Below are 22355 nucleotides of genomic sequence, written 5' to 3' on the forward strand. Positions count from 1 at the left end.
GAATTCTTTGTCAATTGTCAAATGCGCATTAATTTAGCTTCTGATGAAAAAACCGGAATCGTTTTACGAAAAATTAGCCTATTTATTTTATGCAGTCGCGGATGCGGATGGCAATGTTACGGAACGCGAATTGGAAACCTTGCATGAAGAGGTCAATCAGATTTGGAAATCAGTGGATGATCCTGTAGATGAGTTCAATACGGATTTAGCATTTGAAATAGAAGCCGTTTTTGAATGGTTAGAAGATAATGATTACTCCTATAAAGATGCTTATAATGAGTTTATAGATTACGCTAAGGAACATAAGCATTTATTTGATACAGAAACGCAATCCAAAATTCGACATACCTGTAATGGTATCGCCAGTGTTTTTAAGAGTATCAATCACAAAGAAGAAAATCTACTTCATAAATTGGATGATTTTTTAAATACTTTATAATAAGTATCCTTTCATTTATTTCATTTTTTGTTTAATGGGTTCTTTAAGGAACCATGGAGTGTCGGTATATTCGACCAATCGAATATTTTTTCTACTTGATTATCAAATCATTAGCGCAGTTTACAAAAAATAAATTTGCAATAGACGAAAATACGTTATACATTTGACGAATAAACCGACATTTATATACATATGGGTTTGTGTTGTTAGGTCGCGTAATTGAATTGTAAAAATTTAAATAATTGAAAATGTATAGAATTAAACATTTTGAAGGTCATAAAAGCTGGAATTTAGCTCGAAAACTACCTATTTTAGGAATTCGCCTGGTCCAAATTTCTGAATTAGGACTTTCGTTTTCTAATTTCAAACAATGGAAACACAATTCAACATCTATTGTGAATTTACTAGTGGATGGATTTTTCAGGTTTTCGAAACGGGAGTTTTTTGAATTTTCAGAATTATCAAATAATTCATTCTCAACAGCAAAATGGAGGACATATATTGGACAAGATCTGCCGGTACCTTCAACAAAACAGACGTATGATTTCCGTCAATTTATGAATAGTAACAGCTATAAATTTTAAGCTGTTGATGACCTTTCGTTCGGCAATCTATGATCCTGATTTCAATTTAATTATCGGAAGCATATTTAGTATAGAAAAGATGGTGTTTAAATATTGATTATGCTTTAGATAGTATTTACGACAAAAAGGATTCTATTAAACCTAAGCAGCCAGAAGCCATTTAAATGTTTCTCTCCGTCCACTCTTACTTTTCTCTTCGCTACGGAACCTTATCTCCGGAGCAGCTTGCCGAAGAGGCGGCCCGGTTGGGGATTGCAGTGTTGCCTTTAACAGATATTAATAATTGTTCGGCGGCATATGCATTTGCAGGAGCGTGTGAGAAACTAGGAATCAAGCCGGTTTATGGATTGGAATTCAGACAAGATCACAAGCATCGATTTACAGCTTTAGCCCGAAATGCGGAAGGTATTCGGGAAATCAATGAACTGTTGACCCGCTGTTCTTTTGAAAAGCTAGAAATCCCTGAGCGAGCTCCTGAATGGCAGCATTGTTTTGTCATATACCGGAAGCTATCGTGTCCCATAGAACATCTCAAATCCTTTGAATATATAGGAATTAAGCCTGCGGAAGTTCCTGCCCTCTTTTCTTCCCCCTTGCGTCCTCATTTGGATAAACTCGTAGTTTTCAGCCCAGTTAGTTTTCTTAACGGGCAGGGCTTTCGCATCCATAAGTTGCTTCGTTGCATTGACCTTAACATCATGCTCGGTCAACTAGAACCTACCGATTGCGCAGATCCGGACGAATTATTTCTCAGTCCGGACGCAATCCGGGAGGCCTTTTCTCAGTATCCAAAAATTATAGCTAATACAGAAGCTATTCTTGATCAATGTGTTTTCGAAATGCCATCTCACGACGATAACAATCGCAAATCATTTACGGGTAAATCAGAAGGAGACTATAAACTCCTTGCAAAACTAGCATTTCAAGGTTGCCGCCGTCGCTATGGAATTCATAATGATCGGGCCATGGATCGGGTGCGAAAAGAATTACAGGTAATCCACAGACTCGGATTTAGTGCCTATTTTTTAATAACCTGGGACATTGTTCGGTATGCGCAAAGTGCAGCTTATTATCATGTAGGTCGTGGAAGCGGTGCCAATTCCATTGTCGCTTTCTGCCTATATATTACGGATGTCGATCCACTTGAACTCGATCTCTATTTCGAACGATTTATTAATCCACATCGTACCAGTCCGCCGGATTTTGATATTGATTTTTCCTGGAGTGAACGCGATGATGTTACGGAATATATTTTTGAACGATACGGACGAGAATACACTGCATTACTTGCTACCTACAATACCTTCAAAGGAAAATCTATCATCCGCGAATTAGGAAAAGTATTTGGATTACCAAAAGCAGATATAGATTTGATTGTAGATCAACCGAAAGCCAGTCACAAACATCATGCGTATGCAAAGCATATTTTTAATTATGGAAAAGCGATTGAAAAATTTCCAAATTATCTTTCCATACATGCTGGTGGTATAATTATTTCTGAGCGACCACTGAGCTATCATACCGCTTTATTGCAAATGCCAAAAGGATTTCCGATTACTTATTTTGATATGTATGGGGCCGAAGATTTACGTTTTCACAAGTATGATATTTTGAGTCAACGCGGATTAGGCCATATTAAAGATTCCGTAGATCTGATCCGAAAAAATCAAGGAAAAAGTATTGAAATCCATGACATTAAAGCCATCAAGAATAATGAACGCGTTCGTAAACAATTGCGCTCCGGTCATTGTATTGGTTGTTTTTATATTGAATCTCCTGCGATGCGAGGATTGCTTAATAAATTGCGTTGTGAAACCTATGTACACTTAGTAGCAGCCAGTAGTATTATTCGTCCCGGAGTAGCGCAATCTGGTATGATGCGAGAATATATCGAACGATTTCATCAACCTGAAAAAGTAAATTATCTGCATCCTGTTTTTAAAGAAAATTTACAGGAAACATTTGGAGTCATGGTATATCAGGAGGATGTTATGAAAATTGTGCATCACTTTGCAGGATTGGACCTCGATGAATCGGATGTATTGCGCCGCATTATGACCGGGAAAAGAAAAAGTTCGGATACCTTTCGCAATCTAATGGAAAAATATTTTCGCAATTGTAAAGCACGTGGTTATTCAGATGAACTTACACAGGAAGTATGGAGACAAATTGAGAGTTTTAGTGGTTATTCATTTTGTAAAGCACACTCGGCTTCTTTTGCAGTAGAATCATTTCAAAGTTTGTACCTCAAAGCCCATCATCCACTGGAATTTATGGTTGCAGTGATTAATAATTTTGGTGGATTTTATAATACGGAAATATATGTTCATGAGGCGCGTATGTGTGGAGCTCAAATTGAAGCTCCCTGTGTGAATAACAGTCAGTATCTCACAGATATTAAGCTTACTACAATCTGGATAGGTTTTATTCATGTTCAATCGCTGGAACAAACTATTGGAAAACGAATCGTTCGGGAACGAGAACAGAACGGACCGTATCTCGATCTTGAAAACTTTATACAACGGGTGCCTATGGGTCGGGAGCAATTGCAATTATTAATTCGAATCGGAGCTTTGCGTTTTACTGGAATGACCAAAGGCGAGTTGATGTGGGAGAAAAATTCAGTTCCTGAAATGGGTAAACATCATGCGTTGGTATCTTATCTTTTTGCAGATGGTAGCGAACATTTTACGATACCGACACTAGAAGAAGGAGTTTATGATCAGGCATTTGATGAAATTGAATTACTTGGTTTTCCATTATGCAATCCATTTGAATTGCTTGCTACTGAAAACAATACGGCTGTTTTAGCAAATGGTTTAAAAAAATTTATGAATCGGCAGGTTGAAATTCTTGGGTATTATGTAACGCAAAAACCGGTTCGAACAAAACAAGGTAAATTGATGGCATTTGGAACCTGGCTTGATCGTGAAGGGCATTTTTTTGATACCACCCACTTCCCACCGAGTCTCGAACATAACCCATTTCAAGGGCGTGGATGCTATTGGATTCGCGGCAAGGTGGTTGATGATTTTGATTTTGCAAGTATCGAAGTCATCCAAATGAAGAAATTGCCATATGTGAAAGATGCACGATATTAATTTTGCAATATCTATTTTGAAAAGAGCCAAACAGCACTATTCTGAATTTGATGTGGAGATTTTATTATTCTACCTAACTACAAAATTTAATTATAATTAATGTTTGATGGAAATAAAAGAGAGTTTACCATAATTAACCCAATCTCATGGATAGAAGCTGAATTATAGGAGTTACTATACTTAATGATCAATTAAGTTTGAGTATCAAATTTGTTCTTTAAGTGTATTGCACTTACTTTGGTTATAACTTATTGCTTCTTTTACTTTTTAATTTCAGAATTTTTGTATTGTATTGAATTTGCGACCATAATTGAAATAAATTTGTAATATTGAATTTATTGATCCAGAATGTAAAAACAGATTTATAATTCTGGATTTTAAATTATTAAGAGCTAAAACATTATGATAAAATTTTATAAGCAACAAAAAATATCGTTATTTGTGCCTTAAATGGCTAAAACATTATGGAAATTAAAACGAAGCGATTAACATTGATACCGTGCAATAAGGAAATACTTGAAGCGATGTTGATTGGTAAAGAAGCAGTTGCAAAATTATTAAATATAGAAGCTCCTGAACTCTGGACTGAATTTGGCGATGGACCAATTCAGTGGGCACTCACAAAAACTGAAGATGAATCGGAAAATAATTGGATTGCATATTTGCCAATTTTAAATGCTAAAAATATGTTGATAGGCACCTGCGGTTTTAAAGGAAAACCTACTGTAGATGGCGTCATTGAAATAGGATACGAAGTAATTGCTTCTAAGAGAAACCGCGGTTTTGCCAAAGAAATTGCTAACGCATTAGTGAATTATGGATTTCAAGATTCAAGAGTTAAAATTGTAAGAGCACATACATTACCAGTTGAAAATGCATCTGTAAAAGTATTACAATATTGTGGCTTGCGTTTTATTGGTTATGATTTAGATCCTGAAGAAGGAGAAGTGTGGAAATGGGAACTAACACTTGAAGAATTTCAGAAAAATTCAAGCGTTTGAATAAATTAATTTTTAAGAACTAACCATCAGCTTACTTGACTTAGCAGCCTTAATGATAGCATAGTCCAGCCTTTAGGTTTTAGATAAAAATCGATATACAAATAACAGACAGAATGTTAAAACTATGTACTCATTCTTTAACAAAAATAAGATTTACACAAGGAGCAATCACCTGACTATTTGTATTTGATGGAAAGGCATTACAGCCATTTGGTCCACAAATTTCTTCATGAAAGGATTGAATGCTGATATTATCTTTCGTAATCGGAAACATAAAAGTTTCACCACTAAGATTCCTTACTTTGAAAAAAACATCCGCTACAATGGCGAGTCCTAAATCATCACCTGCATTTACTTTTAAATCTGGAATGTCTCCAAAAAATTCACCCACCTCACTGGTAGAATTTATAGATGTTTGAGCGAGCAGCTGATTGTTGGAAAGCTTGTATAATTTCACATTGAAAGAACCGATTACAGGGACTTTCAAACCTAATTTTGTAATAGTACCATTAGCTAAGGGTTTAAATCGAAATCCATATTCCCATACTTCTGTTGCTTTTTTTATAGTATCAATGGCAACACCGGAATTATTAATAAAAGAAGTGAAAGGCTTTTCTTCAATACTGGTATTGTCGTCACTGCAACTTGAGAATGCAATACAAAAAACGAGAATGCTACAAATTTTAAACATAGTATTTAATTTATGAAATGTCTTTTTGTTTCAATTTAATATTTTTAATGGCGGTTTTCATTGAAATAGCTTCAAACATAGCATAGGAATTAAACCAATTAATAAATTGGCTAACAGTGTCTACCTGATTCTCAAAAAATACTGCCTTTTGAGTTTTGTTTGAAAGGATGGTTGGAAAGCTTAAAATTAAATGGCAATCATCCAAAATTAAACAATCATATCCTATTGTTTTTTCCATGTTTTGTACATATCTATGGAAGAAAATATCAGAACCATAATTCTTAAAAATTTGAAATCTCCTTTCAGTTGCTTCAATAAATTGTTCATTCATATCCTCAGGATTAATGCAAATGACAATATCAAACTGAACAGGAAAACCAGCATCGTGTTTATTTTTTAAAATTTCAGCAACACGCTCATTCCAACTATCCGGTGCTTTTGGCGAATTGGCATATACAACAGAACGGATGTTGGATCTTGTTTTTTCAATGAGTTGCAATGAGATATTGTAAATATCGTGATACGTTTCTAATAATTTGTATTGACGATATTCTGATATATGAGCGTCTATAGATTCAAGTATACCGTTTTGCTTTTCAAGTGTGTTGTCAATTCGCGCGATATCTAAGGCTCGTTCTAATCCAAGTACAACACAGATTAAACCGATACAGGAGTAGAAAATGCCTTCGTTAAATTTGTGGATGATTTCTTCGTAAGATTGAAATAAGGTACCCCCTAATTGATCTAAAATTGTTCCAATTAATAATAAGGATCCCATGAATAATATAGACAAAGACAATAATCCTCTCAAGGACTTATTGGTCGTTTGTGTCATTTGTGCTTTGATTATTGATTTGTCATACAATTTCATAATCATTTAAATTAGTTAATTTTAGGGCTATTTAGGTTTAAAATTCTATTCGTGTAATCAGTAAAAATTCTAATTCATTCCAAATCTAATCATTTCCATTTCGTTTCATGTATATTTCTTAATTTTATACGTAAATTATTATTTGTAAATTGATTATAAATCAGGGAAATTTGATCTTTAAATGTATTTAAGCGTTAATCTAGTATTTTAATTTATTAAAATGATTTTATGAAAACAGCGGAAGTGATTTATTTAGGGGATTTACGAACTGAATCCAGACATCTTAAAAGTGGAAATGTGATTTTGACGGATGCACCCATTGATAACCATGGAAAAGGTGCTGCATTTTCACCTACAGACCTTACCTGCACCTCACTTGCAAATTGTATGATTACAACCATGGGAATTGCTGCACAAACCCATTCGATTCAAATGCAGGAAGTACGTGCAGAAGTATTGAAAATTATGGCAAGTGAACCCCGTCGAATTGCTTCCATTGAAGTGGATGTCTACATGCCAAATCATGGTTATACCAATAAAGAAAAAACAATCCTGGAACATGCTGCACATACTTGTCCGGTAGCAAAAAGTCTGCATCCTGAACTTATTCAGGTAATCCGCTTTCATTGGAGCGAATAAGAGATCATCCAATCGATTTAAAGTATAATGGATTCAATTTCAATACATCTTCCGGCATCTAAAAGTATCTCCAATAGAGTACTTATATTAAATGCTTTAACAAACTGGAAACTGAATCTAATAAATCTTTCAGAAGCGCAAGACACAAAAGACTTATATGTGTGTTTGCAATCTGATAAAGAGATTTTAGATATCGGAGAAGGTGCAACAAGCTTGCGCTTTTTGCTGGCCTTTCTGTGTTATGAGAACCAGGTAAAAACAATTTTTTGTGGACCATCCTTAAAAATAAGGCCGATACAAACATTATTAAAGGTTTTAAATGAATTTCATTGTGAATTCGAATATTTAGAAGAGAATGGTAAACTGCCCGTAAAAATAGTGCAAGGAATTCATGGAAATTATCCTGAAGAAATTCAAATTGATACAAGCATAAGTAGTCAATTTGTATCTGCTATGCTACTGATTGCTCCCTATTTGAAAAACGGATTAAAGATACAATTTACGAATCAAATAGTATCTGAACCTTACATCAATATGACTTTAAAATTAATGCAGCATTTTGGAGTCCAATTTATAAAAAACCTAAGTTCTATACAAGTTTTTTCTGGGAAATATCAAATGCTTGATTACAGAATAGATTCTGATTGGAGTTCTGCTTCCTTTTTTTATGCCTGGCTTGCATTGCAAGATTCTGGCAGTATGTATTTTCCTGGATTAAAAATGTCGGGTTTGCAAGGGGATGAAGTGATCGCGAGTTTTTTTTTAAATTTTGGAATTGAATCGATTATTGAAGCGGACGGGATCCATATAATCAAGAATGAATCACTGCTGCCAGATGCTATTGATTTTGATTTTACAAATTGTCCAGATTTATTTCCACCAATTTGTATGTTTTGTGCAATTCGTAAAATAATTTCAACATTCAGGGGTTTGCAGCATCTGGTCCATAAGGAATCAAATCGTTTGAAGATATTAAATGATTTTCTATCAGTGCAATCTGTTGAAATCAAATTGTATGAGAATGATTCAAGACAGCTTACTGGTTTTTATAGAATGGATTTATTTAATTCGAATATTGAAAAAGTGTATTCAGCACATATGGATCATCGCATAGCAATGGCATTTAGTTTATTGAATGTAATTCGTAAAATTGAAATTGTAAATCCAGAAGTCGTGAATAAATCATTTCCTGGATATTGGGAAGCATTTAATAAAGTTTGTAAATAAGACTTATTCATCGTGAATTGTTTGAATAAGCTGAAATATTTATCGATTTGGAATTCGTGTTTTTCTAAAACAAAAGAAAGGAACTCCACTAGATTTTTGTGTTTTTGAAATATTATTAGAAGTGTATATTCAGCACTTTTAAATTTCATTATTTTAAGTAAATCAAGTGTTCCTTAAAACTTAGTTTATTTTTTTAAGAATTGCAAAATTCGATTATTTCAAAAGCCAGGTTATCGAGTTTAACTCTTTCAAATGGATGTGGCGTATCCTTTAATATTTTAAGAGTTGCATTTTGGAGTGCGCTTGCGGTTTGTTCGGATTCTATGAATGTTACCATTTTATCTTTATCTCCGAGGCAAATTAAGCTTGTTGTTTTTATGGTAGACAATGTATTTGGATTTAGTAGATTAGAATCCGCTAATTCGATCATCATACGAGCTGTTTTTTGTACAACATTTGACCATTTGCTGCCATGTCTGATTTCAAGAAGCTCAACAAATGCAGGTATTTGAGTTTGCATGATGTCAGGATTTAATTGATTAGCTTCTTTGGTAGCGGATTCTAAATTCCAGTCAAATTTTGTTGCTAGGGTAATGATCTTTTCTGTTTTGTCTGGAAACAGAAAGGCATGATATAGTGCGACATAGCCGCCCATACTATATCCAAATATAAATGGTTTATCGATTTGCTGGAATTGAATATAATCATTTAATTCCTGAGCCATTTGAGGAATTTTAAATTCATTTTCTGAGTCTTCACTTTTGCCGTGTCCGGAAAATTCTAAAATGTGTACGTTGAAATGAATGGATAGTAAATTTGCAAGCGGACTCATTTGTTCTTTAGAACCTAAGGCTCCATGTAAAAGTATAATTGTTTGCATATGAACCGCAAATATAAGCGTGTTAAATTCAAGACACAATGATAAACTTGAATAGTAATTTTTCAATTTTCAGAAGGTATGCATTTGAAATTTGAAAGTGTTGCATATTCTTTACATTTGTGTTGAAATATTTATTCATGACCAGGACAAAATTTGGGATTGCAATTCATGGAGGGGCCGGAACCATTCGGAAATCTACCATGAGTGCTAGTAAAGAAGCAAAGTATTCAAATGCATTGAGTAAAGCACTTGATAAAGGCTATCAGATCTTGTTAAAGGGCGGTAGTGCTTTAGATGCTGTGGAATCGGCGGTTACTTATTTAGAAGATTGTACCTTGTTTAACGCTGGAAAAGGTTCAGTTTTCACCGCAAATGGTAAAAATGAAATGGACGCATCTATCATGGATGGCAGAAATTTGGATGCTGGCGCAGTGGCAATGGTTCGCACTATTAAAAATCCGGTCAAACTTGCACGTTTTGTAATGGAAAAATCTGAACATGTATTTTTAGCTGGAAAAGGTGCTGAAGATTTTGGAAAAAAATTAGGATTTCTAAAAATGGATCCATCCTATTTTTTTGTTCAGCATCGTTTTAAACAATTGGAATTGGCCAAAAAGAATAATGAAATTATATTGGATCATGTGGATAAAAAATTTGGCACTGTAGGGGCAGTTGCTTTAGATTCACATGGAAATTTGGCAGCAGCTACTTCAACTGGTGGCATGACAAATAAAAAATTTGGAAGAATCGGAGATAGTCCAATGATTGGTTCAGGAACTTATGCAAATAATGATACCTGTGCGGTTTCTTGTACTGGATCCGGAGAGTATTTTATAAGGGCGAATGCAGCATTTCATGTTTCCGCATTGATGGCCTATGCACATAAGAATCTAAAAGATGCAACAGAAGACGTGGTTTATAAGATATTAAAAGATTTAGGAGGAGATGGAGGCCTTATTGCTATTGATAAACAGGGATCCATTTCAATGCCATTTAATACAGAAGGAATGTATCGGGCTTCTCGGATAAGTGGGCAAGAAGCATATATAGGAATTTACGAAAAATAGAAATTTTACAAAACCTTAGCTGGTGCGTTGAAAGCGTATATATTTAATTGTTTTTCCAATTGCAAGATGTTTTAATTCATAATATGTTTTAACATCCATTTCAGGATATTCTTTTCCTGAATTATATATATTATCACTAAAATCAAGAATTTTAAAGTCAGTATCTTGTTGTAAGGTTTCTAAGGTAAAATTATAGAGTGTTGTATCATCCGTTTTTAGATGAAGCATTCCATTGGGTTTCAAAATTTGTTTATATATATTTAGATAAAATGGAGCTGTCAATCGTTTTGCAGTTTTTCTTTGTTTTAGAAATGGATCTGGGAAGGTAATCCAAATTTCATCCACTTCATGAGCAGAAAAAAAATGAGGCAATAATTCAATTTTAGTTCGTAAAAATGCAATTCGTTCATTTTGTGAATCGAGTGCTTTTTTCGCACCCTTCCATATTCGGGCTCCTTTGATATCAATTCCAATATAATTATTAATAGGATACAAAGCAGATAATCCCAAACAATATTCTCCTCCACCGCAAGCTAATTCTAAAACTAATGGATCCTTATTTTTGAAATAACCCAACTTCCAATTTCCCTTAAATTCTATTTGTTCATGCAAAGTTTTATAAAGTACCGGATTTTTGAAACTAAAATTTTCAAAAACATTTGGCAAATTTAAATTTTCTGCAAACTTCTCAAGTTTACTTCGTTTACTCATGAAGGGAATTCTAAAAATTAAACAGTTGATCTAAAGCTCCTTGAAATTGTTCAAGTTCGTGTATAGATTCATTTTTATTATTTTCTAACCAAATTAGTGTATTTGGATCTTTTAGTAAGTCTTGTAATTTTTTTGCATCTGATTGACTACAATTAGCGTTTGATTTTGACTGTAGAATATATACCGGACTAATGCTATTTGGGAGATAGTCATAAGTGTTAAAATCATATTTTAGTTCATACGGTAATGCCAGGGCAGGAAATCGATCCCGCATCCAACGTCTTAATGAATACACCGGATTTTCGAGAACGACAAATCGGCAAGGAAGCATACTCGCTAAATAACAAGCGGCATTTGCAGAAAAATCCTTTGCATAAATAATGATACTATCTTCCCGATATCTTTTTCGAATCCATTCCATTGCCGAAATAGCATCTTCATTCAGGCTACTTTCTGTTACTGAACCTGATGATTTTCCAAATCCTCTGAAATCCGGAATTAAAACAGATGCACCTCTGGATGTAAAATTTTCACAAAAACCAAGATGTTTGTTAATATTACCCTGAGCACCATGTAAATAGAGTACCATTGCTTTTTCTTTTCCGGTAGGTTTGCACAAGGCTGCATAGATGACACTTTGTTCCGGGATACTAATTTGAACTTCTTCTTTGCGTTTAGAATTGGTAAAATTATAGTTGTTGGTTCGTTCTGTACGAAAAAGGATAGAATCGATAAAAATATATAATGAGAGGACCCCAACAATATATAAGATCAGAATTGCTCCAAAACTTAAAATAATATTTCTTATCGTCCAATTCATGAAACGCCAAGATAAAAACTTTGGCTTAGAATAATACTATCAGCTTGCCTTGATTTTTAAAATCGATATACCATCATATCTGTATAATCATCAGGATATAGAAAAGGCTCCTTGTTAGAAATACAGAATTAAATAATTTTGCTATGCATGGATGTAATAATAAAAGATCTAAATAGCTACCAAATGCTTACAATAAAATTAATTTTATCATTCGATTCAAATAATGAAAAAGATTAAATTTAATACTACAGAATTTTCATTTATATGAAAACAACGCAAAAGTTCTACTTGGATCAAAAGGAGATATCCTTGCATCAAATTGAGTATCCAAATCAGAATAAATTAGTGTATGATTTATGTAAAATGAGGGAATATATGCGATTGTATTTATTGCATGAATACCATGGATATTAGCCGGGCGTATTTTTATTATAAAAAAAGGAGTTATGCTTAGTAAAACATAACTCCTTGATTTATTAAGTGGGAGATACTGGGTTCGAACCAGTGACCCTCTGCTTGTAAGGCAGATGCTCTGAACCAGCTGAGCTAATCTCCCGAATTCAGTGATTTGGGTTGCAAAGATACACGAGTGCCTTTTTTTTCCAAAAATATTTTCTTAAAGCTTAAATATTAATATTATCATAATTGAAAATCAGCAGGTTAAACATATAATTAAATATAATATAATGAATGATTCTTTGAAATGGCTTCAGAAACTTAACTTTTTAAGGGTGCAAATCTAATTCGTTGCATTCCTCCCAAATGGAAGTTTTTAAAAGAATACCTTATGCATCAAGTAATGAACCATAAAATTCTAATCTTGTATTATTTAAAACCAAGTTTGAACGAGCCTTTATTTATAGGAAACAACTTTATTATCTTAGTTCATTGGATTGCATATGAATTTTTTAAGTTTAGAAGTTTTATGCAATAAAATTTTTAAAATCAAATTGTTTTAATGATTCGCTTCGTATTTCCAATGAGTTTATAATTTAATTATTTATTCTCCTATTTTTTGTAATTTTGAAGTCATCAGATTTATTTAAGATTTAATTTTCTAAAAGCAGCTTTTTCATTTTTTAAACGTTTAGTTGTAAACAATGAATCATAAAGATTTTCTTCAGTATATTTGTAGTCCGTTTTAACTATACGATGCTGCTGCACAAATAATTTTTTATTTGTTATATTTGTCTAAATATTATGAAGTTTTATCACCTGAGTTTACTTTCTTATTTGGTTTTACTGTATTCCAATTCAATAGGTCTGAAACTTTTTTCTTTTTTTTAAATAAGCTATAAATTAATTTAATGATTTTAAAATCGAAATTCTTACCAATGAAGTACTTTAGTTTGTTAATTTTTACTAACTTTTTAGTTATAGGATTTTCTCAGCAGGCACCCACTAAAGAAGGTTTTCAAAACATAGTAAAGGCAGAACAAAAAGCAAATGCTTTAAAATTGAATGCTTCTGCTCAAATTTTTATTGATGATTATGATGTAATTTATCATCGTTGTGAATGGCAGGTTGACCCAGCAGTGTATTACATCCAAGGCAAAGTCACTACTTATTTAAGTCCTTTGGTTTTAGACTTTCAAAATATTCGATTTAATCTAAGTAATGTTTTGCATGTGGACTCTGTTGAATATCGGGGTACGAAAGTAGGCTTTACACACCTCCTTGATGAACTTACAATTCCTATACAGAATACTATTCAGATTGGAGAAATGGATTCAGTTTCAGTATATTATCAAGGGGCTCCTCCTAAAACAGGATTCGGTTCTTTTGATGCCAATATGCATGCCGGTATTCCTGTATTATGGACGCTATCAGAACCCTATGGTGGAAGTGATTGGTGGCCTTGTAAAGACGGTCTTATTGATAAAGCAGATTCTATTGAAATTCTGATTAAAACACCTGCAATGTATCGCGCAGCGAGTAATGGTGTTTTGATGGATGAAACTTTAGAAGGCAATTTTAAAATTTACCATTGGAAGCATCGCTATCCGATTGCTACGTATTTGATATGTATGGCTGTTACCAATTATATTCAATACTCCCATTTTGTTCCTTATGAAAACACAAATACAGAAGTACTAAATTATATTTATCCGGAAGATTCTGCAAGTGCTGCTTCCCAAACACCATGGATTATTCCTGTAATGCAATTATATGATACTTTATTTGGTGTCTACCCTTTTGCAGATGAGAAGTATGGTCATTGTCAGTTTGGTTGGGGTGGAGGAATGGAGCATCAAACGTTTACATTTGTGGGTGCTTTTTATTTTGAACTTTTAGCTCACGAACTTGCGCATCATTGGTTTGGAGATAAAATAACCTGTGGGTCATGGCAAGATGTTTGGCTTAATGAAGGCTTTGCCACATATCTTTCTGGATTAAGTTATGAGCGCATTTTACCACAATGGTGGAGACAATTTAAAGCCGGGAGAATCGAAGATGTTATTAGTGAACCCGGAGGTTCTGTATGGTGCGATGATACAACTCAAGTTGGACGTATATTTAATGGCAGATTAAGTTATTCGAAAGGTGCTTTAATTTTACATCAATTGCGTTGGATAATTGGTGATTCTGCTTTTTTCAAAGCGGTTCACAATTATGTGAACGATCCTTCTTTAGTTTATGGTTTCGCCCGCACTGGTGATTTAATTGAACACTTTGAATCAACTTCAGGACGTCCGCTGGATTGGTATTTTGATGATTGGTTTACCGGACAAGGATATCCAATTTATCAGTTGCAATGGAGTCAAAATGGAACGATCGTTAATATTCAAATAAATCAAAATCAATCCCACCCTTCTGTACCTTATTTTGAATTGCCAATTCCAATTCAATTTAAAAATCAAAATAGGGATACCATAATTCGATTAGAAAATATGTTTTCTGGCCAAAATTATAGTCTTGAAATTCCTTTTAAAGTGGATACGGTAGTAATCGATCCTGATCTTTGGTTAATACAAAAAAATGATGTGATCACAACAGTAAGTGAGACAGAACTCAAAGATTTAGTTTCAATAGCTCCAAATCCGGTACATGATTTATTGCAAATTCGTTTTGCTAAAACATTTCAATCTATTCAGTTTAAATTGATAGATGATACTGGAAAAGAAATTTTGAACCAGAAAACAACACCATCGAGTTTCTTAGAAATAAATGTTAAAGAATTTAATACTGGAATCTATTTTTTGCATTTTAATATTGAAGGGCAAACCGGAATTATAAGGTTTATCAAAGAATAGTACCCTGAGGAGCTAATATTTGTCATCTAAAACCATAAGCAATATCATTGGTTTTGAATGATTTCTTGTTATAAGTTTGGCATGCAATTTATTTATTGTTTAACATATTAAATTCAAAATCATGACAACTTTAAGTTTTCCAAAAAGGAGTTTGCTTCCAAAAATTACAAGCGACCGTTTTGATGCTGGCAGTTTTTTTTCACCAAGAATTTGGGAATTTGATGGAGATTTTTTTGATATGGAATTGGCGAACCGGCTCCCATTTGTAAATATTATTGACACCGGCAATGCATATAAATTTGAATTAGCTGCACCGGGTCTTGAAAGTAAAGACTTTAAGGTTGAAATAGACAAAGGCATGTTGACTATAAGTGCTGAAAAGAATGAAGAATTTAAAGAAAAAACAGAAGACATTTCCCGCATAGAGTATTCTTATAATAGTTTTAGCCGTACGTTTCGACTTCCTGAGAATTGTGTCGCAGACAAAATGAGTGCAAAATATGAAAACGGAATACTTCGATTAATGATCCCTAAAAGTGAAGAAAACCTAACGAAGACAGTGAAAGAAATTAAAGTGTCTTAATAGTTTATTTTAAATTTTAAAAATATGAAAAGTTCCTGCCTTAATGGTGGGAACTTTTTTATCATTTAAATAATTTTCATGCTATGAAACTAAAATTAGTGCGATTTCTTAACACTGTAATGCGTGTAAAAAAAATTACTAAAATATTCAGATAAATTATTTGATTGGAATAGCATTCAAAGTTGCTTTTAAATACTCCCAAAATTTCTGAACTGAAGAAATGCTTACTTTTTCATCTGGCGAATGTGCACCTCGTATGGTGGGACCGAAAGATATCATTTGCATGTCTGGATAATTGGTACCCAGAATTCCGCATTCTAGTCCGGCATGACATGCATTTACTAAAGCGGGTTCATGGTATCGTTCCTGATATAATTCGCTCATTAATTTGACAATTGGAGAGGATGGTTTTGGTGTCCAACCTGGATAAGATCCTGAAAATTTAACTTCAGCTCCTAAAAGTTCAAAAAGTGCAGAAATTGTAGTTGCTAAATCAAATTTCTCAGATTCAACAGAACTTCTAGTCAGACATTGAATAGAATATGAAGCCTCTTTTACCAACACTCTTGCAACATTATTAGAAGTTTGTACCAATCCTTTAATATCTGGACTCATCCTGTAGATTCCATTCGGACAAGAATATAAACTTCTTAGGAGTTTATATTGAAATTCAGCATTTAATACATTCGGAGTATGTTCTATCGCGCTCAATTCAAAACTAAGTTTTGGATCTGTACTTTGGTATTCTTCTTGAATTGTTTTTTGAAAATGCTGTACTTCAGTATTAAACCAGGTTATTTTTGATTCTGGTATTGAGATTTCTGCAATGCATTCTCTGGGTATTGCATTTCGGAGACTTCCACCATCAATACTTCCAATCTCAAGTTCTAGTTGTTTTGAAATAGAATATAAAAAACGGACCATCAATTTATTTGCATTCGCCCTACCTAAATGTATTTCTGTACCAGAGTGGCCTCCCGTGAGTCCTTTTATTTTTAATTTGAACGCTGTTTTGTTTTTTGATTGCTGATAAGCATAATTTCCGGTGACCGTAACATCCACCCCTCCGGCACAACCGATCGTTAATTCATTATCTTCTTCCGTGTCTAAATTCAACATTATTTTTCCATTTAGCAAGCCACCTTTTAGGGATAAAGCTCCGGTCATTCCAGTTTCTTCATCTATGGTAAATAAAGCTTCCAATGCAGGGTGTGGAATATCTTTGGATGCCAATAAACTCATGATACTTGCTACTCCAATACCATTATCTGCACCTAAGGTAGTTCCTTTTGCTTTTACCCAATCCTCCTCAACGAACATTTCAATGCCCTGTGTATTAAAATCAAAAAAGGTATCTGCATTTTTTTGGTGAACCATATCCAAATGACTTTGCAAAACAATTGGAATTCGATTTTCCATCCCATTCGTGGCTGGTTTCTTGATAATCACATTACCCACTTCATCAACTTGCGTTGAAAGATTTAATCGCTCGCCAAATTCTTTAATAAACTGAATCACTTGATTTTCTTTTTTGGAAGCTCTTGGGATAGCATTTAAATCTGCAAAATGATTCCAAATAAATTGGGGTTCTAGAATTCGAATCGAAGGATTAGTATGCATTTATTTTGTTTTTTAAAAATTTTAAGAATATATAATTTACGATTATTGATTTCCGATTTCGTTTAAAAGTAAAAGTTGGCAATCAAATTGAATATTTAAATTGGTTTTATGAATTTAGTGATCTTTGAATTATAAAATTTATAAATTCAGTTTTTATGAATTTGCAATAATGCAAGACCAAGTTCATTTGTAGGTTTTATGTTTAGACATTTTCATTCATGAAAAAGCTTAAGGCACCACTTGGGCAAGTTTTTATTTGCGCAATTATGGATTCTGTGGAAGCGCCAAAAGGTTTAATCCAGGGCTTTTCGGACGGATTAAATACCGCCAGTAATCCATGTTCTCCTTTCCAGCATTTGGTAGAATGAATACATAAGCCTGGTTTCCATACTATAGTCAAGGAATCATTTTTATATTTTTTAATAATTTCTTTCATCTTGATTTAAAAATTATAAATTAAACTTGAAATGCCGATCCACTCGGTGTGAATTATACATTCATGGGGACTTCCATTAATAAAAATTCAGTATTGGATTCTGCTTTTATAGAAATTTTATCAGTATTCCAAATTCCAAATCCATCTCTAGAATTTAATAACTGATCGTTAATTTTTAAATCTCCATTTAAATTAAAAACATATAATCCATTTCCTTTTGATTTAAAGGTATATTCTGTGGATAAACCTTTATCAAATTTAGCTAAATGAAACCAGGCATTTTGATGAATCCATACTCCGGGATCATTTGGATTCGGGGAAACAATTTGTTGTAATTTATTATATCTGTCTTTTAGGTTTAAGGTGATTTGATCGTACCGTGGGGTAATATTTTTCTTATTTGGAAAGACCCAAATTTGAAGAAATTTTACCTGTTTATCTTTATTTTTATTATATTCACTATGCTGAATTCCGGTACCGGCACTCATTACTTGAATATCTCCATTCTTAATAATTGCCACATTGTTTAAACTGTCTTTGTGTTCGAGGTCGCCTTCCAAAGGAATGCTAATTATTTCCATGTTGTCATGCGGATGCGTACCGAAACCCATTCCGGGAGCTACGATATCATCATTAAGGACTCTAAGTACCCCAAAATGCATTCTTTCAGGATTATAGTAATTTGCAAAGCTAAAAGTATGTTTACTGTGTAACCAGCCATGATTAGCATCTCCACGCGTTTCAGATTTATGTAAAATTGTATTCGCCATTAGCTTTGAATTTGTGTTTGGAATGTGGTTGAAACCTAAAATTTCAAGTTCCTTGAGCTCATCAATATCATTCTTAACAACTGCACCTAGGGCCGAAGAAGCCACAAAAATTCCAGTACCCATTAATCCTTTTTGAATAAAGTCTTTTCGTTTCATAATTTTAAATGTTTTAAACAAAAATAATGATATCTGTTTTCATTCGTTCAAATTGTCGAGCTGTTATCAGTTTTAACAAACCTCGCTTTGTTTACTAAAATAGTAGCCAAATTACCTAACAGGCGGACTTTAACCGTTAGCCTGGGTTTGAAAAACTATATTTCAATAATACATTCATCGAATACTAAAATATTAACAGTCCTATATTCAAATCGTTGAAAATAGAATTATTTTTATTGGCCAGTGAGCGTTTCTGACGATATAGGTACCCCGCTTGGCTTAAGTTGCCTTAATTTAAGGTATAGAAAAGTTCCTAAACTTATAAAATAAAGAGACCTTACTATGGAACTTGCTAAAACTCTATTTAATCTTTCTTTTTGACGGTGGATATACCGAAAGGAAGGTAAAGTGGACAAAATCGAACGATACTTGTTAGTAAGAACACGGTGGCTAGAATGAGTAAAACAATAGCCAGCGTTCCTGAAATTAGTTTAGTAAAATAAAGCACTCCAATTACTAAAGCAACAAAAATTCGGATATTTCTATCCATATTACCCATGTTAGGTTCCATTTGAATGAATTTTAGAATTAAAAAAGTAGAATCTTATAAAGGTAGAAAGTAAATCCTCATTTTTTGTAACTTATGTTACAGTTTAATGGATACCTAAACAGAAATAGGAATGATCTAAGATTCAGAGATACCTAAAATTCCTATTTGAATACTGTGTACGCTAATAAAAGCCAAATCAATCCTTTCGTTAGGAAAAATAAGAAACCAATAAATCCTATTTTTTTAATCCAATTTTTCATTGCTACTATTTTTAAAAATTCAGAATGGATCTTTTTTAAATGAATTATAATATGGGCTAAATTATGTTCAAAATATTTATAAACTAAAATTTAATAAGTCCGGTGTAAATATACCGGACTTATTAAATTTAGCTAGGTTCATTGTTTAAATAAAAAGGCTTTAGATTATTGTGTATGAGCCATTGTTTTTTCATCAATCGATACATTTAAACCAGTTGCGATGGCCATTCCAAGCTTAATGTCAGCTCTAAAAAAATGACATAATTGTCTGTTGATTATTTCATCTTTTTTAGGTCCGCTAATTCCACTCATGGCCCCAACAATATTGTTTATTAAATTCTTTTTGTCTTGATCATTTAATACGTCTCTAAATAAATTTCCAGGTTGGGTATAATGATCGTTATCATTTTCATTGCGGTCAAACCAATCTGCAATATTTGAATCTAAATTCATCGCAGGTTCTTTGTAGGATTCATCGACTTCAATATTGTCAAAACTATTTGGACGATAATTAGGATTTGCGTCCCCATTATCACCTACTTGCATTTGTCCGTCACGTTGATAATTTGCAATCATATAAGGACATTTGTTCACTGGAATATGTTCATAATTAACACCTAAACGATAGCGATGTGCATCAGGATATGATAGTATGCGACCTTGTAACATTTTATCTGGTGAATAACCAATACCATCAACCACATGGGCAGGAGCGAATGCAGATTGTTCAACATCCCGGAAATAATTTTGAGGGACTTCATTCAACTCCATCGTGCCGACATCAATTAATGGAAAGTCTTTCTGTGACCATACTTTGGTAAGATCAAAAGGATTAAAACGAAAGCTTTTAGCTTGATCATCGGTCATTACTTGGATTTTCAATGCCCATTTTGGAAAATCATTATTTTCGATTGAATCAATGAGGTCACGTTGTGCATGATCAGGATCAATTCCGCGCATTTCACTTGCATCACTTCCATTAAAATTTTTAATACCCTGCATGGTTTTAAAGTGAAATTTTACCCAGACACGTTCATTTTTTGAATTTATTAGAGAATAGGTATGACTTCCATATCCATTCATATTTCGATATGAAAAAGGCGTGCCACGATCACTCATTAAAATCATTACCTGGTGCAAACTTTCTGGATTTAGACTCCAAAAATCCCACATCATCGTCGGACTTTTACAATTTGTTTTCGGGTCTCTTTTTTGAGTATGAATAAAGTGTGAGAACTTTTTTGGGTCTTTTATAAAGAATACGGGTGTGTTGTTACCGACCAGGTCCCAATTGCCATCTTCCGTATAAAATTTCATAGCAAAACCACGAGGATCTCGTTCGCTATCAGCACTCCCTTTTTCTCCACCTACTGTACTAAAGCGAATAAACATTTTCGTTTGTTTGCCAACGGTACTAAATATTTTAGCTTTTGTGTATGCTGTGATATCATTGGTGACTGTAAATGTTCCAAATGCACCGGAACCTTTGGCATGCACAACGCGCTCTGGAATTCGCTCCCGGTTAAAATGAGCCATATCTTCATGTAAAAAGTAATCTTGTAAAAGTATGGGCCCACGATTACCAATAGTCATGGAGTTTTCAAACTCATAGAATGGCCTACCACTTGCAGTAGTTAATTTTTTCTTTTCCATATTAATTGATTTATTTTATTTAGAGATAAGCAAATATACAACAATAAAATCATCAATGATATTGATATTATCTATATTTGTATAGATAAAATCTATTTAAATGAATTTCCAACAACTTGAATATATTATTGCAGTCGATACACACCGACATTTTTTAAGAGCTGCACAAAATTGTTTTGTTACCCAAGCTACCTTGAGTATGATGATTCAAAAATTGGAAGAAGAATTGGGTGTTAAACTATTTGATCGAAGCAAAAAACCAGTAAAACCAACAGAAGTTGGAATTAAAATTATTGCACAAGCAAGGAGAATTTTAGGAGAAGTCGCCAAAGTAACTGAACTTGTTCAAGAAGAAAAAGGTGAACTCATTGGTGATTTAAAAATTGGAATTATTCCAACCTTGGCTCCTTATCTTTTACCTTTATTTTTAAAAGATTTTATCGCTGCCTATCCGCAGGTTAAACTAATCATTAACGAACACATTACAACTCAAATCGTCCAGCGTTTAAAGGATGGGCAATTAGATGTTGGTATTTTGGCAAGCCCTTTAAATGATAAATCCATTAGAGAACAGGTTTTATTTTATGAAACCTTTTATTTATTTGTAAATAAACAGGAAAAAGGCTTTAAAAAACACTATGTATTGCCAGAAGATATTGATATAAACCGACTTTGGCTATTGGATGAAGGGCATTGTATGCGAAATCAGATATTAAATTTTTGTGAACTAAAAAAGCAACATGAAATCGAAGAAAATTTGCATTATGAAGCGGGAAGCATTGAGACGCTTAAAAATCTGGTAGATAATAATTTTGGAATGACAATAATACCAGAATTGGCAGCTTTAAATTTAAGTAAATTGCAAAAAAAGAGACTCCGTTTTTTCAAAACACCCATGCCAGTTCGAGAAATAAGTATGATTACGCATCGGCAATATGTGAAACATAAGCTTGTAGCTGTTTTAAGGGAATCCATACTGAAGGCTATACCAATGGAGATAAATAAGGAAAAGGAAGTTCGAATAATTGATTTGTAGTTAACA

21 protein-coding genes and 1 tRNA gene are annotated in these 22355 nt (G+C 33.3%); 11 read left to right on the top strand and 11 right to left on the bottom strand.

Annotation, left to right across the window (positions count from 1 at the left end):
- Nucleotides 1-43: 43 nt before the first annotated feature.
- The 4 genes from IPO86_03745 to IPO86_03760 all read left to right on the top strand — a co-directional run bounded on the left by IPO86_03745 (nt 44) and on the right by IPO86_03760 (nt 5125).
- Nucleotides 44-439, top strand: a complete 396-nt coding sequence (locus tag IPO86_03745) for a hypothetical protein (GenBank protein MBK9727213.1) — start codon at nt 44-46, stop codon at nt 437-439.
- A 248-nt stretch (nt 440-687) separates the two neighbouring features.
- Nucleotides 688-1023: a hypothetical protein gene (locus IPO86_03750; protein ID MBK9727214.1), complete on the top strand. Its 336-nt coding sequence runs from the start codon at nt 688-690 to the stop codon at nt 1021-1023.
- 164 nt (nt 1024-1187) lie between these two features.
- Nucleotides 1188-4124, top strand: a complete 2937-nt coding sequence (locus IPO86_03755) for a DNA polymerase III subunit alpha (protein ID MBK9727215.1) — start codon at nt 1188-1190, stop codon at nt 4122-4124.
- Nucleotides 4125-4588: 464 nt separating this feature from the next.
- Nucleotides 4589-5125: a GNAT family N-acetyltransferase gene (locus tag IPO86_03760; protein MBK9727216.1), complete on the top strand. Its 537-nt coding sequence runs from the start codon at nt 4589-4591 to the stop codon at nt 5123-5125.
- A 130-nt stretch (nt 5126-5255) separates the two neighbouring features.
- Here IPO86_03760 and IPO86_03765 read toward each other — a convergent pair whose 3' ends face one another.
- Both IPO86_03765 and IPO86_03770 read right to left on the bottom strand, forming a co-directional pair.
- A complete protein-coding gene (locus tag IPO86_03765) occupies nt 5256-5816 on the bottom strand; it encodes a hypothetical protein (protein MBK9727217.1) in 561 nt (186 codons plus the stop codon).
- Between the two features lie 10 nt (nt 5817-5826).
- On the bottom strand, nt 5827-6687 hold the full coding sequence (locus tag IPO86_03770; protein ID MBK9727218.1) for a hypothetical protein: 861 nt from the start codon (nt 6685-6687) through the stop codon (nt 5827-5829).
- Between the two features lie 228 nt (nt 6688-6915).
- Here IPO86_03770 and IPO86_03775 point away from each other — a divergent pair, with 228 nt between their 5' ends.
- Together IPO86_03775 and IPO86_03780 are read left to right on the top strand one after the other, a co-directional pair.
- The gene (locus IPO86_03775; protein ID MBK9727219.1) at nt 6916-7326 is read left to right on the top strand and encodes an OsmC family protein; all 411 of its coding nucleotides are present in this window, start codon (nt 6916-6918) and stop codon (nt 7324-7326) included.
- A gap of 27 nt (nt 7327-7353) precedes the next feature.
- Nucleotides 7354-8553: a hypothetical protein gene (locus IPO86_03780; protein ID MBK9727220.1), complete on the top strand. Its 1200-nt coding sequence runs from the start codon at nt 7354-7356 to the stop codon at nt 8551-8553.
- 193 nt (nt 8554-8746) lie between these two features.
- Here the strand turns inward: IPO86_03780 and IPO86_03785 are convergent, their stop codons facing one another.
- Nucleotides 8747-9433, bottom strand: coding sequence for an alpha/beta fold hydrolase (locus tag IPO86_03785; GenBank protein MBK9727221.1), 687 nt, complete (start codon nt 9431-9433; stop codon nt 8747-8749).
- Nucleotides 9434-9570: 137 nt separating this feature from the next.
- Between IPO86_03785 and IPO86_03790 the strand changes: the two genes are divergently transcribed.
- Nucleotides 9571-10500 carry an isoaspartyl peptidase/L-asparaginase gene (locus tag IPO86_03790; protein ID MBK9727222.1) on the top strand — a complete coding sequence of 310 codons (930 nt, stop codon included), beginning with the start codon at nt 9571-9573 and terminating at the stop codon, nt 10498-10500.
- Nucleotides 10501-10515: 15 nt separating this feature from the next.
- Here IPO86_03790 and trmB read toward each other — a convergent pair whose 3' ends face one another.
- Entirely contained in the window at nt 10516-11211 is a 696-nt protein-coding gene (gene trmB / locus IPO86_03795; protein MBK9727223.1) for a tRNA (guanosine(46)-N7)-methyltransferase TrmB, read from the bottom strand.
- Nucleotides 11212-11221: 10 nt separating this feature from the next.
- Entirely contained in the window at nt 11222-12031 is an 810-nt protein-coding gene (locus IPO86_03800) for an alpha/beta hydrolase (protein ID MBK9727224.1), read from the bottom strand.
- Nucleotides 12032-12295: 264 nt separating this feature from the next.
- On the opposite strand from IPO86_03800, the gene IPO86_03805 reads away from it, so the two are divergent.
- Nucleotides 12296-12445 (top strand): hypothetical protein, encoded by a 150-nt coding sequence (locus tag IPO86_03805; protein MBK9727225.1) that lies wholly within the window; start codon nt 12296-12298, stop codon nt 12443-12445.
- Between the two features lie 67 nt (nt 12446-12512).
- Here IPO86_03805 and IPO86_03810 read toward each other — a convergent pair.
- A tRNA-Val gene (locus tag IPO86_03810) sits at nt 12513-12587 on the bottom strand.
- A 778-nt stretch (nt 12588-13365) separates the two neighbouring features.
- On the opposite strand from IPO86_03810, the gene IPO86_03815 reads away from it, so the two are divergent.
- Both IPO86_03815 and IPO86_03820 read left to right on the top strand, forming a co-directional pair.
- The gene (locus tag IPO86_03815) at nt 13366-15285 is read left to right on the top strand and encodes a T9SS type A sorting domain-containing protein (protein MBK9727226.1); all 1920 of its coding nucleotides are present in this window, start codon (nt 13366-13368) and stop codon (nt 15283-15285) included.
- 238 nt (nt 15286-15523) lie between these two features.
- A complete protein-coding gene (locus IPO86_03820) occupies nt 15524-15868 on the top strand; it encodes an Hsp20/alpha crystallin family protein (GenBank protein ID MBK9727227.1) in 345 nt (114 codons plus the stop codon).
- A 156-nt stretch (nt 15869-16024) separates the two neighbouring features.
- On the opposite strand, the gene IPO86_03825 is transcribed toward IPO86_03820, so the two are convergent.
- The 5 genes from IPO86_03825 to IPO86_03845 form a co-directional block, all read right to left on the bottom strand.
- A complete protein-coding gene (locus IPO86_03825) occupies nt 16025-17488 on the bottom strand; it encodes an aminoacyl-histidine dipeptidase (protein MBK9727228.1) in 1464 nt (487 codons plus the stop codon).
- Nucleotides 17489-17690: 202 nt separating this feature from the next.
- Nucleotides 17691-17924 carry a (4Fe-4S)-binding protein gene (locus IPO86_03830; protein MBK9727229.1) on the bottom strand — a complete coding sequence of 78 codons (234 nt, stop codon included), beginning with the start codon at nt 17922-17924 and terminating at the stop codon, nt 17691-17693.
- 53 nt (nt 17925-17977) lie between these two features.
- Nucleotides 17978-18850 (bottom strand): pirin family protein, encoded by an 873-nt coding sequence (locus IPO86_03835; GenBank protein MBK9727230.1) that lies wholly within the window; start codon nt 18848-18850, stop codon nt 17978-17980.
- Between the two features lie 364 nt (nt 18851-19214).
- Complete coding sequence (locus IPO86_03840; GenBank protein ID MBK9727231.1) at nt 19215-19421, bottom strand: DUF2892 domain-containing protein; 207 nt, start codon at nt 19419-19421, stop codon at nt 19215-19217.
- Nucleotides 19422-19825: 404 nt separating this feature from the next.
- On the bottom strand, nt 19826-21313 hold the full coding sequence (locus IPO86_03845; GenBank protein MBK9727232.1) for a catalase: 1488 nt from the start codon (nt 21311-21313) through the stop codon (nt 19826-19828).
- 100 nt (nt 21314-21413) lie between these two features.
- On the opposite strand from IPO86_03845, the gene IPO86_03850 reads away from it, so the two are divergent.
- The gene (locus tag IPO86_03850; GenBank protein MBK9727233.1) at nt 21414-22349 is read left to right on the top strand and encodes a LysR family transcriptional regulator; all 936 of its coding nucleotides are present in this window, start codon (nt 21414-21416) and stop codon (nt 22347-22349) included.
- Nucleotides 22350-22355 lie beyond the last annotated feature (6 nt).

The sequence above is a fragment of the Saprospiraceae bacterium genome (genome assembly GCA_016717265.1).
Classification (GTDB): domain Bacteria; phylum Bacteroidota; class Bacteroidia; order Chitinophagales; family Saprospiraceae; genus Vicinibacter.